The sequence below is a fragment of the Achromobacter sp. JUb104 genome (assembly GCF_024806975.1).
Classification (GTDB): domain Bacteria; phylum Pseudomonadota; class Gammaproteobacteria; order Burkholderiales; family Burkholderiaceae_B; genus Achromobacter; species Achromobacter spanius.
Genome location: NZ_JANUEY010000001.1, coordinates 2,570,716 through 2,583,992, shown reverse-complemented (window position 1 = coordinate 2,583,992; position 13,277 = coordinate 2,570,716). Strand labels below are relative to the sequence as shown.

Annotated in this window: 12 protein-coding genes; 7 read left to right on the top strand and 5 right to left on the bottom strand. The window is 62.8% G+C overall.

Translation table 11 applies throughout. From position 1 onward, the window contains the following. Positions 1-244: 244 nt before the first annotated feature. The 3 genes from M2361_RS11715 to M2361_RS11705 all read right to left on the bottom strand — a co-directional run bounded on the left by M2361_RS11715 (position 245) and on the right by M2361_RS11705 (position 2,657). Positions 245-1,489 (bottom strand): Zn-dependent hydrolase, encoded by a 1,245-nt coding sequence (locus tag M2361_RS11715; protein ID WP_259249174.1) that lies wholly within the window; start codon positions 1,487-1,489, stop codon positions 245-247. Beyond that, entirely contained in the window at positions 1,486-2,229 is a 744-nt protein-coding gene (locus tag M2361_RS11710) for a FadR/GntR family transcriptional regulator (protein ID WP_259249173.1), read from the bottom strand. The genes M2361_RS11715 and M2361_RS11710 overlap by 4 nt, the downstream gene beginning before the upstream one ends. 155 nt (positions 2,230-2,384) lie before the next feature. Beyond that, entirely contained in the window at positions 2,385-2,657 is a 273-nt protein-coding gene (locus M2361_RS11705; RefSeq protein ID WP_259249172.1) for a hypothetical protein, read from the bottom strand. A gap of 127 nt (positions 2,658-2,784) precedes the next feature. On the opposite strand from M2361_RS11705, the gene hemN reads away from it, so the two are divergent. After that, positions 2,785-4,212, top strand: coding sequence for an oxygen-independent coproporphyrinogen III oxidase (gene hemN, locus M2361_RS11700; protein ID WP_259249171.1), 1,428 nt, complete (start codon positions 2,785-2,787; stop codon positions 4,210-4,212). Between the two features lie 34 nt (positions 4,213-4,246). On the opposite strand, the gene M2361_RS11695 is transcribed toward hemN, so the two are convergent. Then, positions 4,247-4,990 (bottom strand): response regulator transcription factor, encoded by a 744-nt coding sequence (locus tag M2361_RS11695; protein ID WP_259249170.1) that lies wholly within the window; start codon positions 4,988-4,990, stop codon positions 4,247-4,249. A gap of 578 nt (positions 4,991-5,568) precedes the next feature. Between M2361_RS11695 and thrS the strand changes: the two genes are divergently transcribed. The 6 genes from thrS (at position 5,569) to ptsP (ending at position 11,856) form a co-directional block, all read left to right on the top strand. Continuing rightward, positions 5,569-7,521: a threonine--tRNA ligase gene (thrS, locus tag M2361_RS11690; protein WP_259249169.1), complete on the top strand. Its 1,953-nt coding sequence runs from the start codon at positions 5,569-5,571 to the stop codon at positions 7,519-7,521. A 20-nt stretch (positions 7,522-7,541) separates the two neighbouring features. Further along, on the top strand, positions 7,542-8,096 hold the full coding sequence (infC, locus tag M2361_RS11685) for a translation initiation factor IF-3 (RefSeq protein WP_259249286.1): 555 nt from the start codon (positions 7,542-7,544) through the stop codon (positions 8,094-8,096). A gap of 157 nt (positions 8,097-8,253) precedes the next feature. Then, the gene (gshB, locus tag M2361_RS11680; protein ID WP_259249168.1) at positions 8,254-9,225 is read left to right on the top strand and encodes a glutathione synthase; all 972 of its coding nucleotides are present in this window, start codon (positions 8,254-8,256) and stop codon (positions 9,223-9,225) included. Between the two features lie 17 nt (positions 9,226-9,242). After that, positions 9,243-9,644: a PTS sugar transporter subunit IIA gene (locus M2361_RS11675; protein ID WP_050448596.1), complete on the top strand. Its 402-nt coding sequence runs from the start codon at positions 9,243-9,245 to the stop codon at positions 9,642-9,644. Between the two features lie 129 nt (positions 9,645-9,773). Continuing rightward, on the top strand, positions 9,774-10,043 hold the full coding sequence (locus M2361_RS11670; RefSeq protein WP_100855154.1) for an HPr family phosphocarrier protein: 270 nt from the start codon (positions 9,774-9,776) through the stop codon (positions 10,041-10,043). Then, the gene (ptsP, locus tag M2361_RS11665) at positions 9,979-11,856 is read left to right on the top strand and encodes a phosphoenolpyruvate--protein phosphotransferase (RefSeq protein ID WP_259249167.1); all 1,878 of its coding nucleotides are present in this window, start codon (positions 9,979-9,981) and stop codon (positions 11,854-11,856) included. Before M2361_RS11670 ends, ptsP begins: the two co-directional genes overlap by 65 nt. A 170-nt stretch (positions 11,857-12,026) precedes the next feature. On the opposite strand, the gene amt is transcribed toward ptsP, so the two are convergent. Continuing rightward, positions 12,027-13,265 carry an ammonium transporter gene (gene amt / locus M2361_RS11660; RefSeq protein WP_259249166.1) on the bottom strand — a complete coding sequence of 413 codons (1,239 nt, stop codon included), beginning with the start codon at positions 13,263-13,265 and terminating at the stop codon, positions 12,027-12,029. Between the last annotated feature and the right edge of the window lie 12 nt (positions 13,266-13,277).

Below are 13,277 nucleotides of genomic sequence, written 5' to 3'. Positions count from 1 at the left end.
GCCTCCGGGCTGGAAAGGGACTGACAGGTGACCGCCGCTGCGCGGCGGATGCCGTGCTTTGACAAGCAAACCTTGTGCCACCTGGGTTTCTCAGGGGTACTACAGGTGAAGCCGCTACAGCCATGCTTCGTACAGGTGCTGGGTAAGGCAGGCCGCGCACCATTGCGGCGAAATCGGCGGTGCACCGCGGCGTGCCTGAGGACGTCGGCAAGGGCGGTGCATTGATCGGCTTGAAACGTGGCCGCTAGCGCGCGGCGTTGGCGCGCGCCACCATGGCGTCAAGCAGGACGTTGCAGCCGGCTTCCAGATGCTCGGGCTGCGCGTCTTCAATTTCGTTGTGGCTGATGCCGTCCTTGCACGGCACGAAGATCATGGCGGTCGGCGCCACCGCGGCCATGTAGACCGCATCGTGTCCGGCGCCCGTCACGATGTTCATGGCGGGCAGGTGGCGCTGCGCCGCGCCCTGACGCACCTTGTCCACCAGGTCGGTGTCGAACGGTGTCGGGCGGAAATACTGCACGTCTTTCAAATCGACTTGCACGCCATGGGCCACCGCGATGTCATCGCAGGCGCGCCGCCATTGCTGGTCCATGCGCGTCAAGGTGGCTTCGTCTTCGTGGCGCAGGTCGGCGGTAAAGCGGACCTGGCCCGGGATGACGTTGCGCGATCCGGGGTGCGCGTGGATTTCTCCCACGGTGCCGCGTCCGTGCGGCTGATGCGCGTTGGCAATGTTGATCACCGCCTGCACCAGAAAGCTGGCGGCAAACAGCGCGTCGCGGCGGATCGCCATCGGCGTGGGGCCGGCATGCATTTCCATGCCCGTTACGGTGATGTCGTACCAGCGCAGGCCAAGTGACCCGGTCACCACGCCGATGGTCTTTTCCTCGTGCTCAAGGATCGGGCCTTGTTCGATATGGGCTTCGAAGTAGGCGTCCACCGGGCGCCCGCCCACCGGGTCCGTGCCCGCATAGCCAATGGCCGCAAGCTCGTCGCGCACGGCGATGCCCTGGGCGTCTTGCGCCGACAGCGCCGTCTCCAAGGGGAATTTCCCGGCGAACACGCCTGACCCCATCATCACGGGCACAAAGCGGGATCCTTCCTCGTTGGTCCAGATGGCCAGTTCCAGCGGCGCTTCGGTCTGCGCGCCGGCATCGTTCAAGGTGCGCATCACTTCAAGCCCGGCCAGCACGCCATAACAGCCGTCGAACTTGCCGCCGGTGGGCTGCGTATCGATGTGGCTGCCGGTCATGACGGGCGGCAGGTCGTTGTTGCGGCCCGCGCGGCGCGCAAAAATATTGCCGACCTGGTCCACCCTGACGGTCAGGCCTGCTTCGCGCATCCAGGCGGTGACCAGGTCGCGGCCCTGGCCGTCCAGCGCGGTGAGCGCCAGGCGGCAGTTGCCGCCTTTGGGGGTAGCGCCAATTTGCGCCAGATCCATCAAGGACTGCCACAGCCGTTGGCCATTGATGGACAGGGAAAACGATGTCATGGGGCGCCTCGATGGTCGGAAAGTGAGTCGAAGTCTTCGCGCAGCCTGGCCAGGATGCCCAACAGGTGCGTGTGCATGGCGTGGCGCGCGCGGATGGGATCGCGCGCCGTGATGGCGGTCAGGATGCGCTGATGTTCGGCGTGGGCGGCGGCCCAGGCTCGGGTGGTAACAAAGTAGTCCTGCATGCGGCTGTACACCGAGCTGGATTGGCTAAGGTTCCACAAGTGCGCCACGGCCGAGGCCAGCGCGGCGTTGCCGCAGGCCGCGCCAATGGCGCTGTGAAACGCGCGGTCGTGGTCGCCGGGCGACTCGGTCAATGACATGGCGGCGTGGGCGTCGCGGATGACGGCAATCTGCGCGGGGGTGGCTTGGTGCGCGGCCAGCGCGGCGCATTCCGGTTCGATCAGCATGCGCGCCTCCAGCAGGTCGAAGGGGCCGATGTCGTCCTGCCCGGCTGGTACGGCCACGCCGCCGGCGGGCAGGACGGGAAACGCGGCGCCGTCGGGCGCGGTGGTGACGAACACGCCCGTGCCCACCCGCACTTCCACATAGCCTTCGATTTCCAGGGCAATCAACGCTTCGCGGATGGACGCCCGGCTGACTTGCAGTTGTTCCGCCAGCTCGCGTTCAGACGGCAAGCGTCCGCCCCGAGCAAAGTCGCCCGCCCGGATGCGGCCAGCGATCTGGTCGGCGATCATGCGGTAAAGGCGGGTGGCGGCTACAGCCTGGAAGGTGCTCATCAATGGGACGTTGATATGGCCTGGTGGTCAGGCCACCAATATAGGCACGTCGCCATTGAAATAGAAGGGAAATATCGCGTTTTCAGGGAAAACGATCAGAGGGATTCCACGTCTTCCTATCTGGTGGTCAGGCCAGTTAGGAAGCGTGCGGCGGGCTATCGCGGTTCGTTGTCGCCGTCGGGCTCCGGCGTCTGCGTGAAAGCGCGAACCAGGCGGGCAATGCCGTCCAGTTCGTCGTGCGCGCCGACGACCCATTCGGGCTTTTCGAAGGGGCTGTCGGAAGGCGCGTTGTCCATGCTTGCCTTCAGATCGTTCAGCAGTTCCAGTGCCATGTCGGTGGCTTGGGGGCTGCTGCGGGTGGAAAGGGCGATGGCAATTGCCAGCGCCTGGCGCATGGCCAGCAGGCGGCCGTCCAGTTCAGTGCCCATGAGGCGTCCTTGTTATGCAACGTGAAAAGGGGGCATTTTAAGGTCCGGGCGAGTCCCGCGCGCGGGTGCGGACAGCGTTTGCGCCAGATCAAGATGCGGCGGCAGCCATGGGCGAATAATCCTGGGTATGCAAGCCGCCCTACGCCCATCCGAATCGCCGCCCGCGCCTGTCGCCGCCGCGCCCTTTTTTCCCCCTCAGTTGCTGGCCAGGCTGGACAAGAACGGGCCGCGCTACACGTCGTATCCCACGGCCGACCGCTATCACGGCAACTTTGGCGAACAAGACTATCGGCTGGCGCTGCGACAGCGGCGCGCCACCTGTCCGACCGAGCCCCTGTCGCTGTACGTGCACATTCCGTTTTGTGATTCGGTTTGCTATTACTGCGCGTGCAACAAGGTGGTGACCCGGCATCACGACCGCGCCGCCCGATACCTGGATGCGCTGGCAAGCGAAATTGCGCTGCACGTCAACGAGCTTGGCGCGGGCGTTCCCGTGTCGCAACTGCATTTTGGCGGGGGCACGCCAACCTTTCTGTCCGACAACGAACTGACCCGTCTGATGCAGGACTTGCGGGCGGCTTTCCAGTTTGCGCCGGATGCCGAGATCTCTATCGAGGTCGATCCCCGCACGGCCACGCCGCAACGCGTGGCGCATTTGCGCGAATTGGGATTCAACCGGCTGAGCTTCGGCGTGCAGGATTTCGATGCGCGCGTGCAAAAGGCAGTGCATCGCGTGCAGTCCTTCGAAGATGTCCGGACGCTGATGCAAAGCGCCCGCGCGCTGGGCTATGACTCGGTCAACATGGATTTGATCTACGGCCTGCCTTTGCAGACCACAGAATCTTTCGCGCGCACGATCAAGCAGGTGGTGGCGCTGCGCCCCGACCGCATCGCGCTCTACGCCTACGCGCACTTGCCTGAGCGCTTCAAGCCCCAGCGCCGCATCAATGAAGCAGACTTGCCCGAGCGCGCAACGCGGGTCGGCCTGCTGGGGTCTGCCATCGATGGCTTCTTGCAACAGGGCTATACCTACATCGGCATGGACCATTTCGCGCTGAACACCGACGCGCTGGCGATCGCCAGGCAGCGCGGTGAACTGCATCGCAATTTTCAGGGGTACAGCACGCAGCCCGACCGTGACCTGATCGCGCTGGGCGTGTCCGCCATCGGTCGCATCGGCACCACATACAGCCAGAACGCAAAAGTGCTGGATGCCTACTACGGCGCGATCGAATCCGGGCATTTCGCGGTCGAACGGGGCCTGGCACTGTCGCCCGACGACTTGGTGCGGCGCGACGTCATCATGGACATCATGTGCCAGGGGCGCGTGGACTTCGCCACGGTCGAAGCGCGTCACGGGTTGCGCTTCGGTGACTATTTCAGCCGCGAACTGCTGCAGATGGCCAATCTGGCCGAGTTGGGGCTGGTCAACCTGCGGGCGGGGGATGTGCAGGTGACCGGGTTGGGTTGGTATTTTGTGCGGGCCGTCGCGATGGTGTTTGACGGCTATCTGGGCAGCGTCAGCAGCACCGCCAGCTATTCCCGCATTATTTGAGATCGAGGCCCGGGATTGTCGCCGTGCGGCGGCTTCATTCGGCGAACTTTTCGCGCAGGTAGAGCGCAAGCGACAGGTCGTCGGCCAACTGCAGCTTGCGCATGGCGCGGCGCTTGTGGGTGCTGATGGTCTTCTTGCTACGCATGAGCCGCGCCGCAATCTGCGTGACCGACAGCCCCTGGCTGATGTGACGCAGAATTTCGACTTCCGACGTGGTCAGCATCGCGTGCGGGTTGGTCGGCAGAAGCGGGCGGATCTTGCCGTCTTGCACTGAAAGAAAATCATCCTTGCCGCTGAGCACGCCTCGAATGATCTCGGGCAGCAGCATCATGCCCCATTGCTTGGCAAGGTAGCCGTTGGCCCCCGCGCGGTAGGCGGCGTATTGCGTTTCCTGCCGGTTGCCGGCCGAAAACGTGATGATCGACAGGGTAGGGTGGTAGCGCCGCAAGCGGCGCAGGAAATTGACGCCGTCCCAGGGTTCCTGGGGCAGATAGAAGTCGACCAGGGCGACGTCACAGGGCGATTTGCTCAGTTTTTCCAGCAAGGCGCGGGCGGACGTTTCGCGATGCAGCACCCGAAAGCCCGGCCGGCTTTCCAGGTACGCGCCGACGCCCAGCGCCACGACCGGATGGTCGTCAAGTATTGCAACCTTGATGACCGAGGGCAGGCGCGACAGCAGCAGGTGCCGACGCCCGCCTGAGCGGCTGCCGCCGTCGCCGCAGCGAGACGGGTTTGAAAGCGTTGCCGCTTTGGTCACAAGTTTTGGGACAGCTTTCATCGATGCTCCACAAGCCGGGAAAAAGGACGTTGGTGGCGGGTTCAGCCGGCTAGAGTTGAAGTCCGGAGCACGCTCCGCGGTCAGTCGTAAATTTGCGATGGAAGGTTACGTTTTCGGGCGGCTGTCCGGATAGGAATCACGCGAAAATCAGACCGTTGCACCTCCGGACGCGCATTCGGCCTTCTACCCGGCAAGGGGTGGCAATTGCTGGTATTCGGGAGGGGCGCAAAGGGTGCTACAATCGGCAACGTTAATTGCACTCGTTCCGTTGGTGTCCGGGGTTTTCCCCGCGTGGTTCCAGCGTGAATCGATGGCTCAAACTTGATTGTTCAATATGTATCGCGCCGCCTTGGGCGCGTTTCAACAGGCTTAGAATCATGTTTTTCCCGCTGGCACGAACTACGACCCGGAACTTTCGCCCTATGTCGCGTTAGTTTTTCGTGCGTCGGGTTCCACCGTGTCAGGTCAGCGGCAGGACTCAGCAAGACAACCAAAAAACGCGGCTCTCAGGCCGCGTTTTTCGTTTCCGTTTCGTTTATTGATTTTCTCGTTCCCAAGAACCCCAGGAAGCACTCCCGATGGTACAGATCACATTGCCCGATGGTTCGCAACGCCAATATCCGGGGCCGGTCACGGTCGCCGAAGTGGCGCAGTCGATCGGTACGGGCCTGGCCAAGGCCGCCTTGGGCGGCCGCGTGACGTTTGAAGGCGCCGACTCCAAGCTGGTCGACACCAGCTTCAGCATCGAAGGCGATGCGCGCCTGGCAATCGTCACCGCCAAGGACGCCGACGGCCTGGACCTGATCCGCCACTCCACGGCCCACCTGCTGGCATATGCCGTGAAGGAGTTGTTCCCGGATGCCCAGGTCACCATCGGCCCCGTGATCGACAACGGCTTCTACTACGATTTCTCGTACAAGCGTCCGTTCACGCCCGAAGACCTGACGGCCATCGAAAAGAAGATGTCCGAGCTGGCCAAGAAAGACGAAATCGTGACGCGCGAAGAATGGTCGCGCGACGACGCCGTCGAGTTCTTCAAGGGCATTGGCGAAAAGTACAAAGCCGAGATCATCGCGTCGATTCCGTCGAACGAGCCGCTCAGCCTGTATCGCGAAGGCAACTTCATCGACCTGTGCCGCGGCCCCCACGTGCCGTCCACGGGCAAGCTGAAAGTCTTCAAGCTGATGAAAGTGGCTGGGGCCTATTGGCGCGGCGACAGCAAGAACGAGATGCTTCAGCGCATCTACGGCACGGCCTGGGCCACCAAGGAAGAACAGGAAGCTTATCTGCACATGCTGGAAGAGGCCGAGCGCCGCGACCACCGCAAGATCGGCCGCGAACTTGACCTGTTCCACTTCCAGGATGAAGCGCCGGGCTTGATCTTCTGGCATCCCAAGGGCTGGGCGTTGTGGCAGCAGGTGGAGCAGTACATGCGCTCCGTCTACAACAACAACGGCTACCAGGAAGTCAAGGCGCCGCAAATCCTGGACATCTCGCTGTGGAAAAAGACCGGTCACTGGGACAACTATCGTGAAAACATGTTCACGACCGAGTCCGAGAACCGCGTCTACGGCCTGAAGCCCATGAACTGCCCGGGCCACGTGCAGATTTTCAACGCCGGCCTGCATTCCTATCGCGAACTGCCGCTGCGTTACGGCGAATTCGGCCAGTGCCATCGCAACGAGCCCTCGGGTTCGCTGCACGGCATGATGCGCGTGCGCGGTTTCACGCAAGACGACGGCCACATTTTCTGTACCGAAGAACAGTTGCAGGACGAATGCGCCGACTTCACGGCATTGCTGCAAAAGGTCTACCGCGACTTCGGTTTCACCGAAGTGCTGTACAAGGTTGCCACGCGCCCTGAAAAGCGCATCGGGTCGGACGAAGTCTGGGATACGGCCGAGCAGGCGCTGATGGAAAGCCTGCGCCGCACGGGCTGCGAATTCGAGATTTCCCCGGGGGAAGGCGCGTTTTACGGTCCCAAGGTGGAATACACCCTGAAAGACGCCATCGGCCGCCACTGGCAATGCGGTACCATTCAGGTCGACTTCTCGATGCCGGTACGTCTGGGCGCCGAGTATGTCGACCAGAACGACCAGCGCCGTCCGCCGGTCATGCTGCACCGTGCCATCCTGGGTTCGCTTGAGCGATTCATCGGCATGTTGATCGAAAACCATGCCGGCGCGATGCCGCCCTGGTTGGCTCCGGTGCAAGCCGTTGTATGCTGCATTTCCGAACCTTCGGCCGATTATGCGGCTGAAATAACACAAAGCCTGAAAAAACAAGGCTTTAGAGTAGAGTCCGATTTGCGTGGTGAAAAAATCACTCGTAAAATCCGGGAGCACAGCCTGCAAAAGGTGCCGTACATTCTTGTCGTCGGCGACAAGGAAAAACAAAATGGCACCGTAGCCGTTCGCGGTCTGGGTGGATTGGACCTTGGCGCCATCGCATACGACGAATTCGTCGCGCGATTGTCCGAGGATGTCTCCGCCCGTCGCGACGTCAATCAACCTGATAGCAGTGCTGCTTAACATTTCTAGGAGCTTTCAACATCGCCACTGAAAAAGCCAATCGCATCAACGGTGAAATCCGCGTCCCCGAGGTGCGCCTGATAGGTCTGGAAGGAGAACAGCTGGGCATCGTCAAGATTGCCGACGCGTTCCGTCTTTCCGAGCAAAGCGACGTGGATCTGGTGGAAATCGCGCCGAACGCCGAGCCGCCGGTCTGCCGTTTGATGGACTACGGTAAGTTCAAGTACCAAGAGCAGAAGCGCCAAGCCGAAGCTCGTTCCAAGCAGAAGGTCATCCAGGTCAAGGAAGTCAAATTCCGTCCGGCCACCGACGAGGGCGACTACCAAGTCAAGCTGCGCAACCTGCGCCGCTTCCTCGAAGAAGGCGACAAGGCCAAGGTGACGCTGCGCTTCCGTGGCCGCGAAATGGCCCACCAGGAACTTGGTATGCGCGTGCTTGAACGTGTGCGTGACGATCTGCTGGAACTTGCCCAGGTCGAAGCCATGCCGAAGCTCGAAGGCCGTCAGATGGTCATGGTGCTGGCGCCCAAGAAGAAGGCCGTGCCCGCCGCGGGCAAGCCCGAGACGGCGGCGTAAGTTCCAGCCTTGGCCTTCCTTAGAGGGCTAGGCCGCTTCCCATCCGACCCGCCGTCCATTGTGTGACCGGCGGGTTCGCTTATTGGGCGGCTCTGCGCTACGATGTAAAAAAGCCGCCTTCCCACTAGGGAAGGCGGCGTACGTTCAGGGTGTCGCGATGCATGTATTGTTCGTTATTGATCCCTTGCCGCTTCTCAAGGCGTACAAGGACAGTTCGGTTGCCATGATGGGTGCCCTCGTGGCGCGCGGTCACACGCTTAGCGTGGCCATGCAGGGCGACCTCTACATTGAGGCCGGCACGGTCAAGGCTGTCACCACGCCCATCGCGCTGGTGGCGGACGCCGATCTGCACGGCCACGACTGGTGGACGGAGTCCGCCGCGCAAGATCTGCCGTTGGCGGATTTTGGCGCCGTGGTCATGCGCAAAGACCCTCCCTTTGACATGGAATACGTGTATTCCACGCACCTGCTGGAATATGCAGAGGCGCAAGGCGCGCGCGTGTTCAATACCGGCGCCGCCATTCGCAACCATCCCGAAAAGCTGGCCATCACCGAGATCAGCGAGTTCACCGCCCCGACGCTGGTGACGCGCAACATGGCTCGTCTGAAAGCCTTTCACGACACGCATCACGACGTGATCGTGAAGCCGCTGGATGGCATGGGTGGCACCGGCGTGTTCCGCTTGCAGCCCAAAGATCCCAACCTGAACGCCATCCTGGAAACGCTGACCGACAACGGCGCGCGCACCATCATGGCCCAACGGTATATCCCTGAGATCGTCAACGGTGACAAGCGCATCCTGCTGATCGGCGGCGAGCCGGTGCCGTATTCGCTGGCGCGCATTCCCTTGGCCGGCGAAACGCGCGGCAACCTGGCGGCCGGCGGCCGTGGCGTCGCGCAAGAATTGTCCGCGCGCGATCGCGAAATCGCTGAAGCCGTGGCCCCCAAGCTTGCCGCTCGCGGCCTGCTGTTGGTCGGCCTGGACGTCATTGGCGATTACGTCACCGAAGTCAACGTCACTAGCCCCACCTGTTTCGTAGAGATTGCCGAACAGACCGGTTTCGATGTCGCGGGCATGTTCGTCCAGGCGCTTGAAAAGGCCGTGGCGACGACTGCTCTCGCGGCCTGATCTCTCTGGAAACCGTCATGACCACGGGTATTGTTATCGTCGTGCACGCGCCTTTGGGCGCGGCGATGCGGGAATGCGCCAGTCACGTCATGGGCGACCTTGACGGCATGCTGGCCATTCACGATATCCAGCCCGAAGACCGGCCCGATGAACAGGCGCCCGCCGTTCTGAAGGACATCCTGGGCCAGGATCACGGGGCAGGCGTGCTTGTGCTGACGGACTTGATCGGCGCCACGCCCGCCAACATCTCGAAGCGCGCCGTGGCCGATGCCCAGGCGCAGGGCATCCAATGCTGCGTTCTGGCGGGGTTGAACACCCCGATGCTGCTGCGCGCATTGACCTACCGCAATCTTCCGTTGGCCGAAACGCGCGAGAAGGCCCTGGCGGGCGGAGTGCAGGGCGTCTTGCGTGTAGACTGACGGGCAGAATTTGCGCTGGAATTTGCCCTAATATGTCGGCTGGCAATTCAAGTCAAAAAAATGCGGTTGGTGTTCGGCGCTTTGCTGCGATCAACACTGCGGCGTTAATCCGCGGTCATAATATTTCCTATGCCTACTAAAGACATCGTCATCAGCAATAAATTGGGTTTGCATGCGCGTGCCGCAGCCAAGCTGACACAGCTGGCCAGCAAATTTTCAAGCGAGGTCTTTATCTCTCGTGGCGCGCAGCGTGTGAACGCCAAGAGCATCATGGGCGTCATGATGTTGGCGGCCGGCTTGGGTGTGACGGTCAAACTGGACGCTTCCGGCAGCGATGCCGAGCAAGCGCTTTCCGAAATCGAAACTCTGTTCGACAGCAAATTCGGTGAGCAGGAATAGAACAACCCCTGAATCCGCCAGCCTGGGCATAGCCCAGGCTGGCCGGTCTACGACCCTGAACAATGCCCACGACGGGGCTGGCGGTGCCAGTCCCGTCGTTTGTCTTTATGGCAAAGGCGTTGCGAAGGGATATGCGATCGGACGCGCGGTCGTCATGGGCGCCGCGGCGCTGGAAGTGGCGCACTACCGGATTGCCCCCGAGGACGTGGCTGCCGAAAGCAGCCGCCTGACCGAGGCGCTTGCGTCGGCGCAGCATGAACTTCGGCAACTGGCCGACACGCTGCCTGCCGACGCGCCGCGTGAGCTGGGCGCCATGCTGAACGTGCACAGCCTGCTGCTGGGCGATCCCTTGCTGGCCGAGCAAACGCTAGGCCTTATTGCTGAACGCCACTACAACGCCGAATGGGCGCTGACGACGCAAGGGCAGATGCTGGGCCAACAGTTCGATGCCATGGAAGACGAATACCTGCGCGAGCGCGGGGCCGACGTCCGCCAGGTAATTGAACGGGTGCTGCATGTGCTGGCGGGTACGTCGGCCATCCTGCCCGATATGTCGCATATGGGTGGCGACGACGCGCTGGTGGTTGTGGCGCACGACATTTCTCCCGCGGACATGCTGCGCCTGCGTGGCGGCCGCTTCGCCGCCTTCGTCACCGACCTGGGTGGCCCCACGTCCCACACCGCCATCGTGGCGCGCAGCATGGGTGTACCCGCCGTGGTGGCCATGGGCAACGTGCGCGAGCTGGTGCGTGATGGTGACATGCTCATCATCGACGGCGCGGCGGGCGCGGTGGTGGTCAACCCGTCGGATCGCATTCTTCAGGAATATCGCCGCCGTCAGGCGGTGTACGCCGACGAGCGCGCCGAGCTCGGCCTGCTGCGCGACGAGCCATCCGTGACGCTGGATGGCATCGATATCGTGCTGCACGCCAATATCGAGCTGCCCGAAGAGGCCGCCCTGGCGCTGGCCTCGGGCGCGCATGGCATCGGCTTGTTCCGCAGTGAATTCCTGTTCATGGGGCGCCCGGATCTGCCCGGCGAGGAAGAGCAGTACGAAGCCTATTCCTCGGTAGTCAAGGTCATGGCGGGTAGGCCCGTCACGATCCGCACCTTGGATATCGGGTCTGACAAGACGCTGGATGGCGAAGCAACAGTCGCCACCAATCCTGCCTTGGGGCAGCGCGCAATCCGCTACTGCCTGGCGCGTCCCGAAATGTTCGCCACGCAGTTGCGCGCCATCTTGCGCGCATCGGCGCACGGCCCGGTCCGTCTGCTGATCCCCATGATTGCGCACATGCATGAAGTGGTGGCGACCAAGGCGGCCATTGAGTCCGCCCGCCGCGAGCTTGATGCGCGCGGCCAGGCCTATGCGCCGCACATGGAAGTGGGCGCCATGGTGGAAGTGCCCGCCATCGCGATTGCAATCGAGCCTTTCGCACAGGCGCTGGATTTCCTGTCCATCGGCACCAACGACCTGATCCAGTACACGCTGGCCATTGACCGCGGCGACCACGATGTGGCGTCGCTGTACGACCCGCTGCACCCCGCCGTCTTGCGGCTGGTGGCCAACACCATCAATGCGGGCGAGCGCGCCGGCAAACCGGTGGCCGTGTGCGGCGAAATGGCGGGCGATTCGCGCATGACCCGGCTGCTCTTGGGTCTGGGCCTGACCGAATTTTCCATGCATCCGCAGCAATTGCTGGACGTGAAGCGCGAGGTGCGCCGCGCGCACTCGAATGCCCTGCGGATCAAGGTGGCCACGGCGCTGAACCGCGCCTTGCCTGTCGACCTGGATGCACTGGATCCGGTCTGATCCCTGCCTGAATCGCCTTACGCCGAACGCCCCGTGATGGGGCGTTTTTCTTGCGAGGCGTTTTGCAGGCCCGTCGATATCCGCAATGAAAAACGGCGCCGGGTTTAAACCCCGGCGCCGCTTTCCTGCAAGGCCCGCTGCAACAAGTGCCGCGGGCCCGCCATACCGATTTAGCTGTGATAAGCCGATTCGCCGTGGCTCGTCACGTCCAGGCCTTCGCGTTCCTGATCTTCCGGCACACGCAGGCCGCACAGGGCGTTGGCGATCTTGTAGGCAATCCACGCCACCACGCCGGACCAGACGATGGTCAGCAGCACGCCTTCCAGCTGGACCCACAATTGGTGGGCGATCATGCCGGGTTCGGCCAGGCCGGGGCCACCGAGGACTTGCGCGTTGAACACGCCGGTCAGCAGGGCGCCGACGATACCGCCCACGCCGTGCACGCCGAACACATCCAGCGCGTCATCGGCACGCAGCAGGCGCTTCAGGCCATTCACACCCCAGACGCAGACCACGCCGGCGACAACACCGATGATCAGTGCGCCCACCGGGCCAACCAGGCCGGCTGCGGGGGTGATGCCCACCAGGCCGGCGATAGCGCCAGAGGCGGCGCCCAGCATCGAGGGCTTGCCCTTGACGGCCCATTCCGTGAACAGCCAGGCCAGGACGGCGCCCGCGGTGGCGATCATGGTGTTGAAGAAGGCCAGGGTGGCGTTCTCATTGGCGGCCAAGGCCGAACCCGCGTTGAAGCCGAACCAGCCCACCCACAGCAGGGCGGCGCCCACGAAGGTCATCGGCAGGTTGTGCGGCTGCATCGCTTCGCGGCCGTAGCCCACGCGCTTGCCCACTACATAGGCGCCCACCAGGCCAGCCACACCGGCGTTGATGTGCACCACGGTGCCGCCGGCGAAGTCCAGCGCGCCCTTGGCGTTCAGCAGGCCAGGCGCCGTTTCGGAAGCGAACCACACCATGTGGGCGATCGGCACGTAGGCGAACGTGAACCAGATCACCGTGAATACCAGCACCGCCGAGAAGCGGGCGCGTTCGGCGAAGCTGCCCACGATCAGTGCGCAGGTGATGCCGGCGAACGTAGCCTGGAACGAGGCGAACAGCAGCTCGGTCAGGCTGTTCGACATGGCGTAGGAGCCATCTGCCGGGTTGAACATGCCAGAGAAGAAGGCGCGCGACAGGCCGCCGAAGAAGGCGTTGCCCTCGGTGAAGGCAAGCGAATAACCGTAGATGAACCAGAGAACCAGGCCCAGCACGAACGTGCACAGCACTTGCAGCAACACAGACAACACGTTCTTGCTGCGTACCAGGCCGCCATAGAACATCGCCAGACCGGGTACGGCCATCATCAATACGAGTAGGGTAGAGACGAGCAACCAGGAGATATCTGCTTTATCCATTTTCAGGCTCCA